The sequence below is a fragment of the Sphaerisporangium sp. NPDC051011 genome (assembly GCF_040653595.1).
Taxonomy (GTDB): Bacteria; Actinomycetota; Actinomycetes; order Streptosporangiales; family Streptosporangiaceae; genus Sphaerisporangium.
Genome location: NZ_JBFAGG010000007.1, coordinates 380,514 through 398,487, shown reverse-complemented (window position 1 = coordinate 398,487; position 17,974 = coordinate 380,514). Strand labels below are relative to the sequence as shown.

17 protein-coding genes and 1 pseudogene are annotated in these 17,974 nt (G+C 69.0%); 8 read left to right on the top strand and 10 right to left on the bottom strand.

What is annotated here, in order from left to right; translation table 11 throughout:
* Positions 1-3: 3 nt before the first annotated feature.
* The 7 genes from AB0H21_RS19135 to AB0H21_RS19105 form a co-directional block, all read right to left on the bottom strand.
* Positions 4-1,434, bottom strand: coding sequence for a mannitol dehydrogenase family protein (locus tag AB0H21_RS19135; RefSeq protein ID WP_358517900.1), 1,431 nt, complete (start codon positions 1,432-1,434; stop codon positions 4-6).
* A gap of 174 nt (positions 1,435-1,608) precedes the next feature.
* A complete protein-coding gene (locus AB0H21_RS19130) occupies positions 1,609-2,250 on the bottom strand; it encodes a DJ-1/PfpI family protein (protein ID WP_358517897.1) in 642 nt (213 codons plus the stop codon).
* A gap of 24 nt (positions 2,251-2,274) precedes the next feature.
* Positions 2,275-3,744: an amidohydrolase family protein gene (locus tag AB0H21_RS19125; protein ID WP_358517894.1), complete on the bottom strand. Its 1,470-nt coding sequence runs from the start codon at positions 3,742-3,744 to the stop codon at positions 2,275-2,277.
* Positions 3,741-4,679, bottom strand: a complete 939-nt coding sequence (locus AB0H21_RS19120) for an alpha/beta hydrolase (protein ID WP_358517891.1) — start codon at positions 4,677-4,679, stop codon at positions 3,741-3,743. The genes AB0H21_RS19125 and AB0H21_RS19120 overlap by 4 nt, the downstream gene beginning before the upstream one ends.
* A gap of 4 nt (positions 4,680-4,683) precedes the next feature.
* Positions 4,684-5,697, bottom strand: a complete 1,014-nt coding sequence (locus AB0H21_RS19115) for an ABC transporter permease (RefSeq protein WP_358517889.1) — start codon at positions 5,695-5,697, stop codon at positions 4,684-4,686.
* 5 nt (positions 5,698-5,702) lie between these two features.
* Positions 5,703-6,482, bottom strand: a complete 780-nt coding sequence (locus AB0H21_RS19110; RefSeq protein ID WP_358517886.1) for an ATP-binding cassette domain-containing protein — start codon at positions 6,480-6,482, stop codon at positions 5,703-5,705.
* Positions 6,482-7,480 carry a sugar ABC transporter substrate-binding protein gene (locus AB0H21_RS19105; RefSeq protein WP_358517883.1) on the bottom strand — a complete coding sequence of 333 codons (999 nt, stop codon included), beginning with the start codon at positions 7,478-7,480 and terminating at the stop codon, positions 6,482-6,484. The genes AB0H21_RS19110 and AB0H21_RS19105 overlap by 1 nt, the downstream gene beginning before the upstream one ends.
* 259 nt (positions 7,481-7,739) lie before the next feature.
* On the opposite strand from AB0H21_RS19105, the gene ilvN reads away from it, so the two are divergent.
* On the top strand, positions 7,740-8,225 hold the full coding sequence (gene ilvN / locus AB0H21_RS19100; RefSeq protein WP_358517880.1) for an acetolactate synthase small subunit: 486 nt from the start codon (positions 7,740-7,742) through the stop codon (positions 8,223-8,225).
* A gap of 355 nt (positions 8,226-8,580) precedes the next feature.
* Here ilvN and AB0H21_RS19095 read toward each other — a convergent pair whose 3' ends face one another.
* The gene (locus AB0H21_RS19095; RefSeq protein WP_358517878.1) at positions 8,581-9,081 is read right to left on the bottom strand and encodes a hypothetical protein; all 501 of its coding nucleotides are present in this window, start codon (positions 9,079-9,081) and stop codon (positions 8,581-8,583) included.
* A gap of 370 nt (positions 9,082-9,451) precedes the next feature.
* Here AB0H21_RS19095 and AB0H21_RS19090 point away from each other — a divergent pair, with 370 nt between their 5' ends.
* The 3 genes from AB0H21_RS19090 to AB0H21_RS19080 all read left to right on the top strand — a co-directional run bounded on the left by AB0H21_RS19090 (position 9,452) and on the right by AB0H21_RS19080 (position 10,451).
* Positions 9,452-9,730 carry a CopG family transcriptional regulator gene (locus tag AB0H21_RS19090; protein WP_358517876.1) on the top strand — a complete coding sequence of 93 codons (279 nt, stop codon included), beginning with the start codon at positions 9,452-9,454 and terminating at the stop codon, positions 9,728-9,730.
* Positions 9,727-10,152: a PIN domain-containing protein gene (locus AB0H21_RS19085; protein ID WP_358517875.1), complete on the top strand. Its 426-nt coding sequence runs from the start codon at positions 9,727-9,729 to the stop codon at positions 10,150-10,152. Before AB0H21_RS19090 ends, AB0H21_RS19085 begins: the two co-directional genes overlap by 4 nt.
* Before the next feature lie 167 nt (positions 10,153-10,319).
* Complete coding sequence (locus tag AB0H21_RS19080) at positions 10,320-10,451, top strand: hypothetical protein (protein ID WP_358517873.1); 132 nt, start codon at positions 10,320-10,322, stop codon at positions 10,449-10,451.
* Positions 10,452-10,633: 182 nt separating this feature from the next.
* On the opposite strand, the gene AB0H21_RS19075 is transcribed toward AB0H21_RS19080, so the two are convergent.
* Positions 10,634-10,966, bottom strand: coding sequence for a DUF6879 family protein (locus tag AB0H21_RS19075; RefSeq protein WP_358518049.1), 333 nt, complete (start codon positions 10,964-10,966; stop codon positions 10,634-10,636).
* 205 nt (positions 10,967-11,171) lie between these two features.
* On the opposite strand from AB0H21_RS19075, the gene AB0H21_RS19070 reads away from it, so the two are divergent.
* Together AB0H21_RS19070 and AB0H21_RS19065 are read left to right on the top strand one after the other, a co-directional pair.
* Positions 11,172-11,711: an NYN domain-containing protein gene (locus AB0H21_RS19070; RefSeq protein WP_358517871.1), complete on the top strand. Its 540-nt coding sequence runs from the start codon at positions 11,172-11,174 to the stop codon at positions 11,709-11,711.
* Between the two features lie 166 nt (positions 11,712-11,877).
* Positions 11,878-12,492 carry a hypothetical protein gene (locus AB0H21_RS19065; protein ID WP_358517869.1) on the top strand — a complete coding sequence of 205 codons (615 nt, stop codon included), beginning with the start codon at positions 11,878-11,880 and terminating at the stop codon, positions 12,490-12,492.
* 73 nt (positions 12,493-12,565) lie between these two features.
* Here the strand turns inward: AB0H21_RS19065 and AB0H21_RS19060 are convergent, their stop codons facing one another.
* Positions 12,566-13,900, bottom strand: coding sequence for a hypothetical protein (locus tag AB0H21_RS19060; RefSeq protein ID WP_358517867.1), 1,335 nt, complete (start codon positions 13,898-13,900; stop codon positions 12,566-12,568).
* Between the two features lie 287 nt (positions 13,901-14,187).
* On the opposite strand from AB0H21_RS19060, the pseudogene AB0H21_RS19055 reads away from it, so the two are divergent.
* A pseudogene (locus AB0H21_RS19055) lies at positions 14,188-14,863 on the top strand (GntR family transcriptional regulator).
* Between the two features lie 331 nt (positions 14,864-15,194).
* Complete coding sequence (gene aceE, locus AB0H21_RS19050) at positions 15,195-17,864, top strand: pyruvate dehydrogenase (acetyl-transferring), homodimeric type (protein WP_358517865.1); 2,670 nt, start codon at positions 15,195-15,197, stop codon at positions 17,862-17,864.
* Positions 17,865-17,974 lie beyond the last annotated feature (110 nt).

Genomic DNA, 17,974 nt, shown 5'->3' with positions numbered 1-17,974 from the left:
GGATCAGCGGACCTCGGCGGGCGTGCCGAGGCGGGCAGCGAGGGCGGCGGCGATGCCGCCCGCCCGGATGTCGCGGTAGCTCGCGGCGAATGCGTCGGCGAAGATCGGGCGTTCGGCGAGGTCGCCGAACAGATCGGTGTCGCGCAGGAATCCGATCGGGTCCGCCTGCTGGCGGCGCACGGCCGCGGCGACGGCCGCGCGCTGCCGGTCCGGCGCGCCGGGCTCGTCGACGTCCGCGGCGAACACGGCCCAGCCCGCGACCACCAGCGCGGCCATCGGCGCCGACCGGCCGAGCCGGACCCGGTCGTGCGCGACCGGCAGAAGAAACTTCGGGATGCGGTCCGAGGCATCGGTGGCCAGCCGGGCCAGGGTGTCGCGAATGTACGGGTTGGCGAACCGGTCGAGGAGCGAGCGCTTGTAGGCGGCGAGGTCGATGCCCGGCACCGGCCGCAGCGTCGGGGTGGCCTCCTCGTCCATGTACCGGGTGAGCAGCTCGACCAGCCGCGGGTCTGCGGCGGCCTCGTGGGCCAGGCGGTGCCCGAGCAGGTAGCCGGGGTACGCCAGGGCCTGGTGACTCGCGTTGAGCAGCCGCAGCTTCATCAGCTCGTAGGGCGTCACGTCGGCGACGACCTGGACGCCGACGCGTTCGAAGGCGGGCCGCCCCAGCGTGAAGTGGTCCTCCAGGACCCACTGGACGAACGGCTCGCACAGCACCGGCCAGGCATCCTCGACGGCGAACTCCTGGGCCACGAACGCCCGGTCGGCGTCGGTGGTGACCGGCGTGATCCGGTCGACCATGCCGTTGGGGAACGCGACGGTCGCGTCGATCCAGTCGCCGAGGGCGGGATCGCGCAGCCGCGCGTAGGCGACGAACGCCTTGCGGGCCACGTCGCCGTTGCCGGGCAGGTTGTCGCACGACATGACGGTGAAGGGCGGGATGCCGCGGGCGCGGCGGCGGGCGAGGCCCTCGACGACGTAGCCGAAGACGGTGGCCGGCGCCGCGCCGGGCCGCAGGTCCTGCCGCACGCCGGGGTTCGACTCGTCGAACTCGCCGGTGGTGTCGCTGGTGTTGTAGCCGCCCTCGGTGATCGTCAACGAGACGATCCGGGTGGCCGGGTCGGCGAGCCGTTCCAGCACCCGCTCGGGATCGTCCGGGCCGAAGAGGTACTCCACGATCGAGCCGATGGTGCGGGCGCCGGTCGACCCGTCCGGCCGGCGCTCGACCAGCGTGTAGGTCATGTCCTGGCCGGCGAGGGCGTCCCGCATGCGCCGGTCGCCGGGCAGCAGGCCGACGCCGCAGATCGCCCAGTCGAGATCCTCGCCTCGCTCGAACAGCCGGTCGAGGTACATGGCCTGGTGCGATCGGTGGAAGTTCCCGACGCCGAAGTGGACGATCCCGGCAGAAAGGCCGGACCGGTCGTACCTGTTCAACATAGACTCTCCTCGATTGCATTGGGCGCGGCTCATCCGGCGGCCGAGTGGACTGCCGGTCCCGCGCCGCCCGGTCGACATCCGAGTCGGGGTCTGTTCTACGGTGCCGCGCAGGCGAATCGGGCGGCGAAACCGTTGCTTCGATACGTCATGGGGGCGCCCGAGACGACGCCGGTGCTAGCGGGCGGGAAATCGCGCCGACAATTTGTTCGTCGCGCTCTCGACGACGGCCGCCGGAGCGGAGTCCAGGGAGCCCGCGTTGTACGGCGGCTCCGGCGCGTACTCGATGATGAGCTGCACGGTCTGCGCCACGTCGTCGCCCGCGATCGAACCGGCCAGGGTCAAACCCATGTCGATGCCCGCCGATATGCCCGCGGCGGTCGCGTAGTGACCGTCGATGACGACCCGCTCCTTCGACGGCGTCACACCGAACTCGACGAGCTGTTCGATCGCGGCCCAGTGGGTCGTTGCCCGGCGACCCCTGAGGACTCCGGCGCCGGCGAGAATCAAGGACCCGGTGCAGACCGAAGCCGTCCACGCGGTGGTCCGGTCGACCGTTCGCAACCACTCGTGCAACGTGCCGTCGGACATTTGCTCGGTCTGGCCCGGGCCCCCTCCGATGAGGACCACGCCGGGGTCCGTCACGTCGGCAAGCGTCGCGACGACGTTGATCGACAGGCTCTTCAGGTCGTTGCGGACGAGGCCGGGCTGCTCGGCGACGAAAACGACCTCGGTGTCCGGGAGACGGCCCAGGACCTCATACGGCCCGACAACGTCCAGCGCGGTGAAGCCGGGATAGAGAACGATGGCGACCTGCATGTCAGCGCTCCTTCAGTTGTGCGCTCACCGTCGGCCCCTGACGGGCCGGCCGGGTAGGGTCTGCTCTTGCAACCTGCCGTCGCTGACGACCGATTCGCCGTTGACGATCACGTGGGCGAACCCCGTCGAGGGACGCACCGAATGCTGGTAGGTCGCCGCATCGGTGACCCGCTCCGCGTCGAACACCACCACATCCGCATCGCAACCGGGCTGAATCCTGCCCTTGCGCCGCATCGCGGGCGCGGCCTGCTCGACGATCCGCGCCGGTTGCAGGGTGCACTTGGCGATCGCTTCGGGCAGCGACAGGACGCCCGTTTCGCGCACCGCGATCCGCAAGGTACGGCCATAGGTGCCGGCGCTGCGCGGGTGGGTCTTGACGAACTTTGGTGGCGGCCACTGCATCGGGTCGTAGGCGTGGCCGTCCTCGATGACGAACGGCAGGGCGTCGGAAGCGATGGCCGCGTACGGCAATGCACACATTCGAGCGATGCGGTCCGCGGACTCATCCAACAATGTGATGAACGCCAGGCCCGATGGGTCGGCTGCTCGCAGTTCGAGCAGGCGATCGACCGAGGCGACCGTCTCCCCGGTCCGTGCGTAGATCACGTCCCGGGGCGTACCCGTCGCACCCAGGACATGCAGCCGATCGGGATGGAAGTAGTCGGACCCGATCGAGCTCATGCCCGACCCGTAGGGATAGATCTCGCTGGTCACGTTGGCGCCCTCGGCACGGACCGCCTCGATCAACGCCTGGACTCGGTCCAGGTGGCGTGTCGACGTGGAGTTGACGTGGCAGTAATGCATATGCACGGAGGTTTCGCCGGCCACCCTCGTCAGCTCCTCGGCACCGTCGACGACGACTCCGGGATCCTGTTCGATGAGTGGCCGCGCATGGGTGAACACCGGCACTCCCGCCGCCGCCGCAAGCCTTGCGACCTCGACGAACTCGGCCGGATCGGTCGCGGGCGCATACCCCAGCAGGACGCCGATCCCAAGTGCCCCGTCGGCGAGCTCGCGCTCCAGCATGCGCAGCATCGCGGCGAGCTGGGCCGGTGCGGCGGGCGCGCGCCACGCGTCTGATCCGAGGCCGTCGAGAGGTCCGTCCGCGCCCCCGGAGAGAGGTGCGCCGCCGACCACATGCATGCGCAGCGACGACCAGGAGGCCGAGTACCCGTAATTGACGGGTCGGCCCTCGGCGGCGGCCCTCACGTAGGCGGCCGACACCGGGGCGACGCCCGCTTCGAGCTCGAGCGCCGTGGTGACGCCGTCGAGCGCCTGCAGCCGGCCCTCGGCAATGCCTTGCCCATGGCTGTGCAGGTCGATGAACCCGGGAGCGACCACGAGCCCACGCGCGTCTATCCGCCGCCGGCCGATCAGGTCTGCCTCGGAAACGGCGGCGATCCGGCCGCCTGCCAGGCCGACGTTGCGGACGCCGTCCAGCCCACTCTCGGGATCGATGACTCGACCCCCTTGGATCACGACGTCGTACGTCACCCGGCGACTCGGCCGATGAGGTCGTTGACGCTGTCGGTGAGGCGGCCGAAGGCGCGATCGGCCGACGGCACGCGCGGCGCGAAGTCGATCCAGCCGTGGACGAGCTCGGGATCGAGCTGGACTGTCACGGGAACCCCGGCGTCCCGCAACCGTCTTGCGTAGTCCTCGTTGGACGACCGCAACAGGTCGTGCCCGGCGATGACGACGACGGCGGGCGGCAGTCCGGCCAGCGACGTGGCCCGCCCCGGCAAGGCGTAGGGCGAGCCGAGGGCCGCTTCATGCGATGCGTACTGCTGGAGGAAGAACCGGAGGTCGTCGAGGCTGATCCGCGGACCGTCGCGGAAGGCGAGCATGCTGGGCGCTTCGAGGTCGTCGTCGATGCCCGGGTACACCAGCACCTGCGCGTCGATGCGGGGGCCGTGCTCGTCGCGCGCCCGCAACGCGACGCACGCCGCGAGGGTGCCGCCCGCGCTGTCGCCGGCGACGAGGAACGGCAGATCGGGCCGCAGCGCTCCGGCCCAGGCAACGGCGTCGCAGGCGTCGTCGAACGGCGCCGGGAACGGGTGTTCCGGCAACATCCGGTAGTCGACCGAGACCACGACGGCTCCGGTGTCGCGGCTGAGCCGCCGCGTGACGAGGTCGTGGGTGTCGATGTCACCGGAGATCCACGCGCCGCCGTGCATGTACACGATGACCGAACTGGGCGTCTCGGGGCTGTAGACGCGCACCGGTATCTCCCCGTTGCGGCCCGGCACGAGCTCGTCGGTGACGCGGTGCACCGCGATGGGCTCCGCGTCGCAGGTGAAGATCGCGATCGCGTCGCGCATCCCCTGACGGAGTTCTTCGGCGGTCAGGTCCGCGGCGGAGACGGGCGCGGGTGGTCCGAGCTCGTCGAGCAGCTTGATGACGTCGGGATCGATGGGCATCTCGTTCATGGCTTTACCTCTTCCGATAGATCCGGGCCCGGCGCAGATGATCGACGGCAACCGCACAGACCAAGATCGCGCCGACCACGATGCTGTTGTACTGCGGCGGGACGCTCGCAAGCACCAGAGCGTTGTCGATGAGCGACAGCAGGACGGCACCCACCGCGATGCCCTGGATGGTGCCCATGCCGCCCATCAGGCTGACGCCCCCGATGAGCACTGCGGTGATCGCGTTGAGAGTGATCGACGTACCGCCGGCGGTGACCTGCCCGGCGCCCACCCGGGCGGAGTAGATCATGCCCGCGAGAGCGGCCGTCGCGCCGGCGATCACGTACAGCGTCAGGTCGAGCCGGAAGACCCGCAGTCCGTTCCCGACCGCGGCCTGACGGTTGCCGCCGAGCGCGCGGACGTTGACGCCGAACCGGGTGCGCTCGAGCAGGAACCAGAACACGACGCCGACGACAATGGCGATGAGCACGTCGTTCGGCACGCCGGCAACGCTGCCCTGCCCGATCCACTGGAAGCTCTCTGGAAGCGGCAGGACGTCGGAGCCGCCCGTCACCAGGTTGTTGATGCCGGTGAGCATGTAGAACGACCCGATGGTCGCGATGATCGGCGGCACGTGCAGATACGTGATGACCGCGAAGTTCACCCCCCCGACCGCGCAGCAGATCGCCATCCCGGCGAGTACCGCCAGCGGCCAGGGAACTCCGTTGACAAGGAGTGTGCAGGTGGACAGCGCACCCAGCGTGAACACGGCACCGGCCGAGAAGTCCAGACCACCGCCGATGATCAGCATCGCGGCGCCGCAGGCGATCACGAAGTAGATGACGCTGCTGCGAAGTATCTCGGACAGGTTGTCCGGGGAGAGGAACAGACTGGAGCGAGACGCGGCGAAGACCCCGATCACCAGCATGACCAGCACCAGCGTGGTCTCCTGCCGCACCAGGATCTTCGTCAGCAGGCTGTCCCGCTCGCCTCCGTGGTCGGTGTCTCGTTCTTGAGCGGTTTGGGTTGTCGCGGTCACGGTCATCATGCCACTTCGTAGTCGTGGACCGGGTCGTCCGGTCGGTCGGGCGGGACGGCGCCGGTGATCATGCCGATGATTTCCTCGCGACCGACTTCGGTGACCCGCCGGGTGCCGACGGTCCGGCCGAGCCGGAGGACCGTCACCCGGTCGGCGTGGGAGAAGACGAACTCCAGATCGTGGCTGACGATGACGACCGCCTTCCCCGACGCCCGGAGTTCGTCGATGATTTCGCCGACGTGCGCGGTCTCCTGGACGCCGAGCGCGGCCGTCGGCTCGTCGAGGAGCATGATCGGCTTGTTCATCCGGACGGCGCGGGCGACCGCGACGACCTGCCGCTGACCACCGGACAGCAACCCGACCGGAGTGCGCACGTTCCCCACCCGCACCTTGAGGTCCTTGAGGACCTGGGCTGCCTCCCGCTCCATCCGGCGACGGTCAAGCACGATGCCGAACTTGCGTGGCAGGTTGCCAAGCGCCATGTTGTGCGCGATGTCGAGGCACTCGACAAGAGCAAGGTCCTGGTACACGACAGCGATGCCGTGTGCCTGAGCATCGGCCGCCGAACGGACCTGGCCCACCGCCTCGCCGTTGACGAGCACCTCGCCCTCGTCGGCCCGATGAATACCCGCGACGATCTTGATCGTCGTGGATTTCCCGGCGCCGTTGTCACCGACGATCGCGTGCACCTCGCCGCCATAGGCGTCAAAGCGGACGTCTTCCAGCGCCGATACGGAGCCGAAGTACTTGCGCACCCCACGCAGTCGAAGGGCGGGAACGCTCATCAGACCCATCCCTTGTCGAGGTAGGCCTGCACCTCGTCCTTGCCGACGACCTTGACGTGGACGGGGACCTCGGGTGCCGGCTTGCCGTCGTGGACGTCGACGACCCCGTCGACCATTTGCTTGCCGAGCGTACAGACGTCCTGCATCAGCATCAGGTTCGCCGTGCCCTCCTTGACGGCCTCAAGCCCGCCGTTGTCGTGACCGCCGGCGAGCAGGAAGGTCTTGCCCTGGAGCTTGCGAGACTTGATCGCCGAAACCGCGCCCGGCGTGACCGTGCCCATGTGGGTGACGATCTCGGTGATGTCGGGGTGGGCCGTGAGGAGCGCGTTGACCTGCGGAAGCGCCTTCGCCGCGTCATCGGCGGTGTACACCTCGCCCGCGATGGACACGTTGTCGGTCTTCGCGGCCGCGCCCTTGACCCCGTCCAGCCACGACTTGCCGAGCCCGGTGTTGCCCTGCGCGACGAGCCCGAGCACGTGCTGACCGGGCAGAGCCGCGACCGCGCCTACCAGCGTCTCGCCGATTTCCCCCCAGTCCGGACCGGCATTGACGTCAGCGCCGCTATCCTTGCCACCGGGACCATAGAAGGTTCCCGTCACAGCGCCCGCGGCCTGGGCCTGCTTGAGCACCTGGGTGAAGCCCTCGCTGGCCGGGAATGTGATGATCACGTCTTTCTTGTTGGCTGTGGCCTGCTGCACTTGCTGGATCATGGCGCTCGCGTCCAATGCCTGGCCGGTCGGGCCGCTCTCGGTGAAGTCGGCTCCGCGCTTCTTGGCCTCATCCTTCATACAGTCACCGATCTGCCGCCATGCCGGGTAGCTGGGCAGCGGGTTGACGAACTGGATCGTCATGGCCTTCGGATTTCCCGAGGACGGGGAGCCGCCGGTAGCTGAATCCTGGCCGGCGCAACCAGCCAGACCGGCGCAGACGAGCACCGACGTCGAAAGCGCTGTGTAGATGCGGACGCGACCGAGCCGTGCGACCGTAATGGCGGTCATATAGGGGCTCCTCCCGGAAGGTAACCGCGGCCCAGGCCGTGGCGGGGGGGGTTTGATTGGTGAAGCATCATCCCGCCACCTGGCCTGCGAGAGTTGGTTCGATCGACCAAACCTGAGCGGTGCAATTTGGCCCCCGCGACGAGGTTGCGGCTCCGAGATACCTAGACGATCCATGCCAAGTTCAACGCCGCTTCGCCGGGTGATGGGAGTCGCCGTGCCGTCGTGTGTCATCTGTGTCTCCGGGATCGGCCAGACACGCTTGCTGAGCGAGTTGGTCGGAATGCTCGCGCATCGCCTCGCCGACGTCAGCTCGATCAACGCCGCCCTCGACGACGACACCTGCCGGGTACAGCTGACCGTGGCGACAACGGACCCGGCGGCGATCAGCATGCTCCTGAACCGGATCAACCGGATCGTCGGCGTCACGAAGGTGGTCGTCCTGACGGACGACCTCGCGCACCACCGGTCCGCCACCTTGGTGACCGTCAACGCGGTCACCAGCGCGGACCGGACTCAGCTGCTGGAACCGGCGCGTGCGCTCGGCGCCGAGATCGTTGAGGTCGCCGCGAAGACTGTGACGCTCTCGTTCGCCGGGACGCCACGGCGAGAGCGGGAGTTCCTTGATCTGGTCGAGCCGTTCGGGATTGCCGAGATCGCACGATCCGGGGCGATCGGCGTGCGACGGGCGCAAGGCCCGGCATCCCGGTCGAACTCGGTCGCGCCACCGAGCGTGGTGCCGGCATGACGCACCAGTTCCTCAGGCCCGACGGCACGGTCGACCCGGACTGCGGACTAGAGGTCCGCGTCACACCGGAGCTGGCCCGGTCCTTCTACTCGCCACGCTGCCGTTCGTCCCGGCCGCGCTGGGGGAGTGGCTGTCGTCCTGGACGTACGACACCCCCGCCGCCTCGACCGCGCGCGCCGGGTCCGGCCGGGCGGTCGGCATGGTGGACGTGCGGCGGATCAACGAGGCCCGCCAGGCGTTCAGCCAGATGGACCACCAGTTCGGCGCGGGCTTGGTCCGCCCGGTGGTCCGTGGTCGGCGACACCATCCCCGTGGACGCGAACCCGGGGCCGGGGGGCGTAGACCAATAGGCCCGTCAAGCAGCCAACTCGCTTCGCAGATGGTCGCGGAACTCTCGGACGGCCACGGTGGTGCCGTACGGTTCGAGGCGGTCGGCGAAGGCCTGGACGAACTCGACCGAGCGAGCGGAGCTCAGCGCCTTGGCCATGGGGACTGCGGCCCGGGCCGAATCGAGGGCCTGCTCCAACTCTCCCATTCCCAGATATGCGTCGGCGGCATGCACGAGGTTGAACTGAGCTGAGCGAGGAAGACGTTCCTGGAAAGCGTTCACGGCCGCCTCGGCACACTCCGCCGCCCGATGGTGCTCGCCCAGCAAGCTCCAGCAGCGACCCGCTTCGGCGTTCAACTCGACCGTCTCGTGTAGTGCGATCCACGCTGGATCGCGGTCAGCGGCACCTTGGGAGTGTGCGCGTTCCGCCTCGACCAGCAGGCACTCGACCCGCCTGGCGCTGTGCTTGTCCCCAGCCTCGGCCGGTCTCGCATGTAGGGCTGTGGCCCAGGCTTCTCTGATCGTCATGAGAGCCATCACCCGCGGGGGCGCCTGACCGCGACGCGCAGACTCGGCGGCGGCCCGCGCCAGCCGTACAGCCCAACCCGGCTGATCCGTGTGGATGGCCTGCTGCGTCAAGGTCGACAGCACCCACGCCCCCGTAATCGGGTCATCCCCCGCCTTGGCGAACCTCAGCGCCTGCCCGAAATGGTGTTGCGCCCGCCCGTGGTGGTGCATGTCGAAGGACGTCCAGACGCGGCGCCCGAACGGCCGCGTAACCGCGCCCCGTCGCCAGTCTGCCCAGACGCGCACGTACGCCGAACAACCTCGTACGGGATCACAGCGAGCGGCCACCAGAGCTGGTAAGAAGACCGACACCTGAAGTATGGTCTCAAGTATGGCGACCAAGAAGGTAACGGTGACGATCCCCGAGGAACTCCTCGACGAGATCCGCACGGATGCGGCAGAGCGGGGCCTGTCGGCGTACGTCGCCGAGGCGTTGCGCTTCAAGCGTGACCGGGACCGGTTGCTGGAACTGGTGAACTGGCTGGAGGAAGAATACGGCCCGGTCACCGAAGACGAGCGCGCGGCAGCAATCGAAGAACTGGAAGATCTCGACGCGGAGCACGAGCGCCGCCGCGCCGGCGGAAAGCGCAACGCAGGAGAGGCTGCATGAGGAAGCGAAGCGGTGAGCACGAGCAACCGCCGTTGCGGATCTTCGTACTCGACTGCGAGGCCTTGTCCCTGGCCGTGCGCGGCGACAGGAAGATGATCGCCTGGCTCGACCTCGCGGCCCGGGGGCAGGCGGAGGTGGTGACGTCTCCGATGACGGTGGTCGAGGCGCACGACGGCAGGATCACCGAGCAACGCTGGGACTGGGTGCTGTCCCGGCTCAACGTCGTCGGAATCGGGAAGGACGAAGCCCGGCAGGCTCGCCGGATACTAGCCAATGCCAAGCTGCACGGCCACAAGTACGCGATCGACGCGGTGCTCGCCGTCATCGCACAGCAGCAGAAGGGGCAGGTCACCGTCTTCGCCTCGGACGTAGACGACCTGGAGAAGCTGGTCCCAGACTCGGTCGTCGTTAAGAAGGTATGACCTTCTACGCTCCCCTCACCAGGTGTGACATCGCGTTGACATGGTTCCGGTCAAGATACTCGGTGAACCATCTATGGAGCGGACAAGATCACTGACGCAGCGCGCCGTTTGCGCCAGCCTCGGTCGCCGCGTCGTAGGCCTCCACCATCGCCAGTCTGCACTCCGGCATGAACGACCGCCGCTTCGGCCGGCCCGATCGAGATCTGCTGCCCCTGCTCGATACTCCTGGCGCGAGCAAGCGGACCGCGACCGCCTACAACGTCTACCGCGAACTGCTGAGCTCTCTAAGGGCCGCCTGACCCACTTGCCGTGGCCAGGTGCGGTCATAAGCGGGGCTTCGGCGATGAGGACTTCCGGCGGCTCCTGGACAGTGGTGTGGCGCGGGCGAGTCAAGATAGCCGTCGACTTCTCGCCCCTGGCCGCTGCGGTCAACCTCGCCCGGCTGGCCGGACTTGGCCTCACCTCTCGCGGAGGCGAAGGCTTAACACCATTCACCTAACGGCACAGCCGCCTGCCGTAGCTCGGTGGCCCTGATCTCTAGAGATGACAGGACTTCAGGATCGTGGGTCAGCCAGCCCCCGGCCTGCAACCCCGCATCACCGTAGTCATGGATCAATGCGGTGTGCCGGTCGAAAAGCAGGAAGTCGAAGAGGTCCTCGTTGGGCAGGCTCAGCGTGGTGCCGCAGCGCACGACTTCGATGACCTCACCGAGGTTCGCCCGGATCCGGTAGGCCATCAGCTCATAATCCAGGTACGCGGTGAGCGGCTCTTGGACCAGACGGATCCTCGAGTACTCGATCCCGCGGCTCCTGATGTCGTCCGGATGTGGGACGGAGAGGTCAGCGCCCGGCGCGGCCTCACGGCCGGGTCTTCATCCCTCTCGCGGGGACCTCGGCGCACCGTTCACACAGGGATCCTGGACCGTGGAATCATGTCTTCTCATCGATCTATCGTGGATTGAGTTCACATGTGCTCTAATGGAGATCCACGCACACAACGCTGATGGAAGGACGCGTATCGTGATCACCCCCGTCACGCACCTGGACGAGTTCCGCGCCCGTACGTCGCGGACGAGCCGCCGGTCCCGCCGCCTGGAGCACCAGGAGTCGCTGCGGCAGGGCCGGGCCATGCACCTGATCGACATCGAGAATCTCGTGGGCTCCACCCGCCCTACGACCTGTGAGGTCGAGGAGGTCATGACGATCTACGAGTCGCTGGTCCCGACAGGAGCGATGGACCAGTACGTCGTGGCCGTCAACCACACCGCGCTCCTCGCGGTCGGGATCGCGTTCCGAGGAGTGCGACTGCTCGCGCGCTCCGGTCCCGACGGCGCCGACCGGGCACTGGTCGAGTCGGCGTACGACGACCGCATTGACCTGCGGTTCGAGCGCGTGATCATCGGGTCCGGGGACGGCTACTTCGTCAACCTCGCCGACTGGTTGACGGACGCCGGGCTGCACGTGACGGTCGTCTCACGCCGCGGCTCTCTCAGCCGCCACCTGGCCGCCATCGTCCCCGATGTCGTCTGCCTCGAACCACCCGCACTGCACGCCGCCTGAAACCACGAATTCAAACGCGGGCGCCGCCGTCCGTCCCCCCGTCGTAAAGCACGGGTACCCCCCAACGGCGCCGTCCGCTGCACCGGCGATTGGCCGCTCCGACCGCCAGCCGACGCCCCCTACCGATCCATCGCAAGCCGGTACACCCGGTTCAAGGAGATTCGCCATGTTCCGCCGCCTTTTCACCGTGCTGACCCTGGCTGCCGTCGCGTTCACGACCGGCGGTGTCGGCGCGACCTCCGCGCACGCCGACACGAAGTACCGCGGGGAGGGCGACCAGGTGTTGCGCATCGGCGCCACCAAGAAGCCCGGCATCATCCGCTTCACCCACGACGGCGAGTCCAACTTCATCGTCCACACGATCGACTCGCGCGGGAAAAAGGACGACCTGCTGGTCAACGAGATCGGCCCCTACGACGGCACCGTTCTCTACAACGCCTACGCCGCGAGCAACGGCACCATCGGCCTGGAAATCAAGGCGGACGGCGCATGGACCGCCGCCGTCAAGCCGGTCACCAAGGCCCGCTGCTGGTGCACCGCCACCCTCCGGGGCACCGGGGACCAGGTCCTCAAGCTCACGCCGACGAGAGGCCTGAGCACGATGCGCGCCACCCACAACGGTCAGTCGAACTTCATCGTGCACGCCTACCCCCGGATCGGCTCCTACCCAGAGTTGCTCATCAACGAGATCGGCACCTACAAGGGCGGGGTGCTGCTGCCCACCGGCACCCGCCTGATCACCGTCAAGGCCGACGGCTCCTGGGCTCTGGTCCGCCGCTGACGCTCAGCTCACCCACCGGGAAGCGACGGCGCGCCCACCTGCGGCGTTCCCTGCGCAGAGAAGCGGTATAGCTTCAATCCGGTGTCGGCCCGCGCGTCCAGGGGGGTGGGTTTCGTCTGGCGGCCTCGATGGCTTTGGGGGTAGGTCGTCCGATCGGTTCGGGGACGTCACCGAGGGGAACGCCGAACGCCTCGGCCCAGTGCCGGCGCCAGGAGAGTTGACGGGCCGCGCGACGCCGGGCACGGGTGGCGGCGGCGCGGCTGCGGCGATCGGCCTCCCTACGGGCCGCGGTCTCATCCAGCAGCCATGGCGGAGTACGCCGGGACAGCCCCGCGACGAACCCGGCCGACCAATGACCGCTCTTCGGACGGAGCAGCCGGATCACCTCGACAGACAGGCCGAAGATCTCCGCCACGGACTCGTCGCTCAACCGGGAGACCGCTCGGACGGCAGCATCGACCGCGGCCTTCTCAGCCCGCCGCCGTCGCGAGACCTCTTCGGCGGCGCGCTGGGCCTCCGCCCGGGCGGCCCGCTCCAGCTCTCGATCAGCTCGTGCCCGCAGCAGCCACGACGGTGGCGAGGAAACCAGTTCATAGAGCCCGGGCGCCAACAGGTGATCATCGACCCTGGGCAGATCTGCCGGCAGCATGGCGACCGGGACACCCAGCTCTCGCTCCGCGATCTCTGGTGGGACCAGCAGACCGATCAGGTCGATTGATCTCTCGGCAAGCTCAGCGAGCATCCCCTCCAGTTCCGCACGGGGAAGGCGGGCTTCGCGCAAAGTCGCGATCAGTGGATCGGCACGCCGATCCGACATACGGCGGAGTGGTTGGAGCGGTCCAGGCCAGATCCCGGCGACCACCATCAGCGCTGCAGCCCACAGGAGGAGCTGAACCGCATCCGCGTCGGGGGCCGGCTTCATGACCTCGATTTCCGCGCGGGCCGCCGCGGCCCGCGCGAGGTTCAGCTTGCGCGTCCGGGCGGCTTTCGTGGCGGCCTCCGAACGGGAGACCGCCCGGGCTGCGGCGCGAAGCTCGGTGTCGGCGCGGGCGTGGTCGGCCAAGGCATCGACATCTGCCGCGCGGTAGTAGCGGACGTTGAGGGTGCGGCCGTATTTCCTGATCTCCTCCGTCAACACGGGCATCAGGCCGACGACGGCGGCGATCCGTTGGAAGGCGTCAGTCGAGACGCCAAGCCTGGCCGCCGCCTCACTCGTATTGCAGCGACGCTCGGCGGCGAGAAGTCGTCGGAACAGCTCCAGGTCGGCTTCTGCCGTGCTGACGGAGACGGGGTCGAAGGTGCGATCGGGGAGACGTCTGAGCAGACCGGTCTCCACCGCGAGCTCCACCTCCCAAACCGCCATTCCGAGCAGCTTCCGGACCCTCTCCCGGCCGAAACCCTTCACCAAGACCCCCACCTCCCGCGCCGGGAACCAGTGTGCCGTCCGGCTACGACACTTCTCGCGGGTCGGGTCCCTCCGCCTCGACAACCCGGCTGATCGACAGTCCGGCAAGTTCAGCAGCTCCAGCAGGTGCAGATGCTCGTCGGCGGCCCCCATTTGCGGTACGGCTGGCGCCCGGACGGGAGGGCCGGTCGTACTACGCTCAGTATCAGAATGACCGCTCACCGAACCACCTCGGCCGGGTCCGCCGGTGCGGATGCCGGACCGGCGGACCCGGCGCGGGGCCCGGCCGCTTGGGCCGGGCAGGCGCCGATCTTCCAAGGAGCGCCCATGGCCTCGCCCGTCGTCCATTCGCTTCGCGAGCAGATCCGCGAGTTCATCGTGGAGGGGATCGTCAGCGGGCGCTGGAAGCCGGGCGAGCGCATCGTGGAGCGGCGGATCGCCGTCGAGCTGGAGGTCAGCCAGACGCCCGTCCGGGAGGCGCTGCGGGAGTTGGAGACGCTGCGGCTGATCGAGTCGGCGCCGAACAAGGGCGTCCGGGTGCGCGATCTCACCGTGGCCGACCTGGAGGAGATCTACCCGGTGCGGGCGGGACTGGAGCAGATCGCCGCCGAGCTGGCCGCGCCCCGGCTGGGCGAGGACGTCTCGGTCCTGGAGCCCGAGGTCGCCGCGCTGTACGAGGCCGACCGCAGGAGCGACGCCGAAGCCCAGGTGCGGCATACGGTGGCCTTCCACCGGGAGTTGGTGCGCGCGTCGGGGAACGCCGTGCTGCTGCACACCTGGGAGGCGCTCGGCATCGAGGTGTGGACGGCGCTCTCCATCCGCTGGCTGGGCACCCACCAGCAGTCGTACGCGGAGGAGCACGAGGCGGTGGTCGAGGCCTTCCGGCGGCGGGATCCGCACGTGGGCGAGCTGGTCAAGCGGCATGTGCTGGCCTGCGCGCCTCGACGCCCGACGGCCGAGGCCTGAGCCCGACCCGCCTCGACGCCCGGCGGTCGAGGCCTGAGTCCTGCGCGCCTCGACGCCCTGCGCGCTCGATGCCCTGCGTGCCTCTGCGCCCGGCCGCCGGGGTCTGAGTGGCGCGAGATCGGCCTGACGCCCGGCGCCGGAGACCCGGCGGGTGGTGGAAAATATCGCCTTCCTTTCCTTCTCGCGAAATTTGCCCAGAGTATTTTGATCGATCATCGATCAGACGTACAGTGGTCGGCGGGCCTACCGGCCCCGCCCTGCCCGGATGGCAGGGCACCTTTCTCACCGTCTCGTCCTCCCACGAGGTGCGGGCCACTTGGAAGGCGAACCCATGAGCGACGCAATGCGCACCCAGCCGAGCGCCCTCGACCAGCTCCCCGATCGCGACCCGGAGGAGACCGCCGAGTGGGCGGCCTCACTGGACGCGGTGACCGAGGCCGCCGGGTCGGACCGCGCCGCCTATCTCATGCGCCGCACCCTCGAGCACGCCGAGGGGATCGGTCTCGCGCTGCCGAAGCTGCTGGAGACCGACTACGTCAACACCATCCCCACGGCCGCCGAGCCGGAGTTCCCCGGCGACGAGGCGATGGAGCGGCGTATCACCGCCTGGAACCGCTGGAACGCCGCGGCCATGGTGACCCGGGGCAGCCGCCAGGGCCTGGGGGGCCATATCGCCACGTTCGCCTCCGCCGCCTGGCTCTACGAGATCGGTTTCCAGCACTTCTTCCGTGGCAAGGAGGCCGACGGCTCCGGGGACCAGCTCTTCATCCAGGGGCACGCCTCCCCCGGCATCTACGCCCGGGCCTTCCTCGACGGACGGCTGACCGAGGAGCACCTCGACCACTTCCGGCGGGAGGCGGGCGGCGACGGCCTGCCTTCCTACCCGCACCCGCGCCGGCTGCCCTGGCTCTGGGAGTTCCCGACCGTGTCGATGGGCCTGGGCCCGCTGGCGGCGATCTACCAGGCGCGGTTCAACCGTTATCTGCAGCACCGCGGCATCAAGGACACCTCGGGCTCCCATGTATGGGCGTTCCTGGGTGACGGCGAGATGGACGAGCCCGAGTCGACCGCCGCGCTCGCCCTCGCCGGTCGCGAGGGCCTGGACAACCTGACCTTCGTGATCAACTGCAACCTGCAGCGGCTCGACGGTCCGGTACGCGCGAACTTCAAGATCGTCCAGGAGCTGGAGGCGCGGTTCCGCGCGGCGGGCTGGAACGTGATCAAGGCCCTCTGGGGCTCGGCCTGGGACGAGTTGTTCGCGCTCGACAGCACGGGGGCGCTCGTACGACGGCTGCGCGAGGTCCCCGACGGCCAATTCCAGACGTACGCGACCCGCGACGCCGCCTACATCCGCGAGCACTTCTTCGGCGCCGACCCGGCGCTCGCCGAGATGGCCAAGGCGCTGACCGACGCGAAGATCGTCGAGTGCTTCCACACCTCCCGGGCGGGCCACGAGCCGCGTAAGGTGTACGCCGCCTACCGTGCCGCGGTCGAGCACCGCGGCGCGCCGACCGTTGTCCTCGCCCAGACGATCAAGGGCCACACGCTCGGCCCCGGCTTCGAGTCGCGCAACGCCAACCACCAGATGAAGAAGCTGACGGGCAAGCAGTTCCGCGCCATGCGCGACCTGCTCGAACTCCCCATCCCCGACGGCAGGCTGGACGAGGACGTCGTGCCGTACGTCCACCCGGGCGCCGGCTCGCCGGAGGTGCGCTACCTCCAGGAGCGCCGGGCCGCTCTGGGCGGCCCCGCCCCGGCCCGCACGGTCCACCCGGTGGCGTTGCCCGAGCCGTCGGCCAAGCCGTTCGAGGCCTTGGCCAAGGGGTCGGGCAGCCAGGAGATCGCGACGACGATGGCCTTCGTCCGCCTGGTCAAGGACCTGATGCGGGAGGAGGAGACCGGCCGGCGCTGGGTGCCGATCGTCCCGGACGAGGCCCGCACCTTCGGCATGGAGTCGCTCTTCCCGAGCGCCGGGATCTACTCCCCGCTGGGCCAGACCTACGACCCGGTCGACCGTGACATGCTCATGTACTACAAGGAGGCCACGAACGGCCAGATCCTCAACGAGGGGATCACCGAGGCCGGTTCGATGGCCGACTTCACGGCGGCCGCGACGTCGTACGCCACCCACGGCGAGCCGATGATCCCGTTCTACATCTTCTACTCGATGTTCGGCTGGCAGCGGACGGCCGACCAGATGTGGGCGCTCGCCGACCAGCTCGGCCGCGGCTTCCTGATCGGCGCGACCGCGGGACGTACGACGATGACGGGCGAGGGCCTCCAGCACGCGGACGGCCACTCGCACCTGATCGCCTCCACCAACCCGGCGGCGCTCGCCTACGACCCGGCCTTCGCGTACGAGGTGGCCGTGATCATCCGTGACGGTCTGCGCCGGATGTACGGGCCGGACGCGGAGGACGTCTTCTACTACCTCACGGTCTACAACGAGCCCAAGGTCCAGCCCGCCATGCCGCACGGGGTGGAGGAGGGGATCGTCAAGGGCCTCTACCGCTTCCAGGAGGCCGAGGGCCTGCCCGAGGACGCGCCGCGCCTGCAGCTCCTCGCCTCCGGCACCGCCATTCACTGGATCCTCGAGGCCCAGCGGCTCCTCGCCCGCGACTGGGGCGTGGCCGCCGACGTGTGGTCCGCGACCTCCTGGAGCGAGCTGCGCCGCGACGCCCTGGCCTGCGACGAGGACCGGCTGAAGGGCGAGGACCGCGTCCCGTACGTCACGCGTGCCCTGGAAGGCGCGGCCGGGCCGGTGCTCGCGGTCAGTGACTGGATGCGGGCTGTACCGGACCAGATCAGCCAGTGGGTGCCGCAGGACTGGCACTCGATCGGCACGGACGGCTTCGGCCTCTCCGACACGCGCGAGGCGGCCCGCCGCCATTTCGGGGTGGACCCGGAGTCCATCGTGGTCGCGGCGCTCGCGGCCCTGGCCCGGCGCGGCGAGGTCAAGCCGGAGGCCGTTCAGAAGGCCCGGGCGTCGTACGGGCTGTGAACAGTCCGTCGTACGGGCTGTGACAAGGCCCGGGCGTCGTACGAGCTGTTACGCGGGAAGGGCAGCGGCACCGAGGCGGCCGCTGCCCTTTTGACCTGCCCTGTTGACCT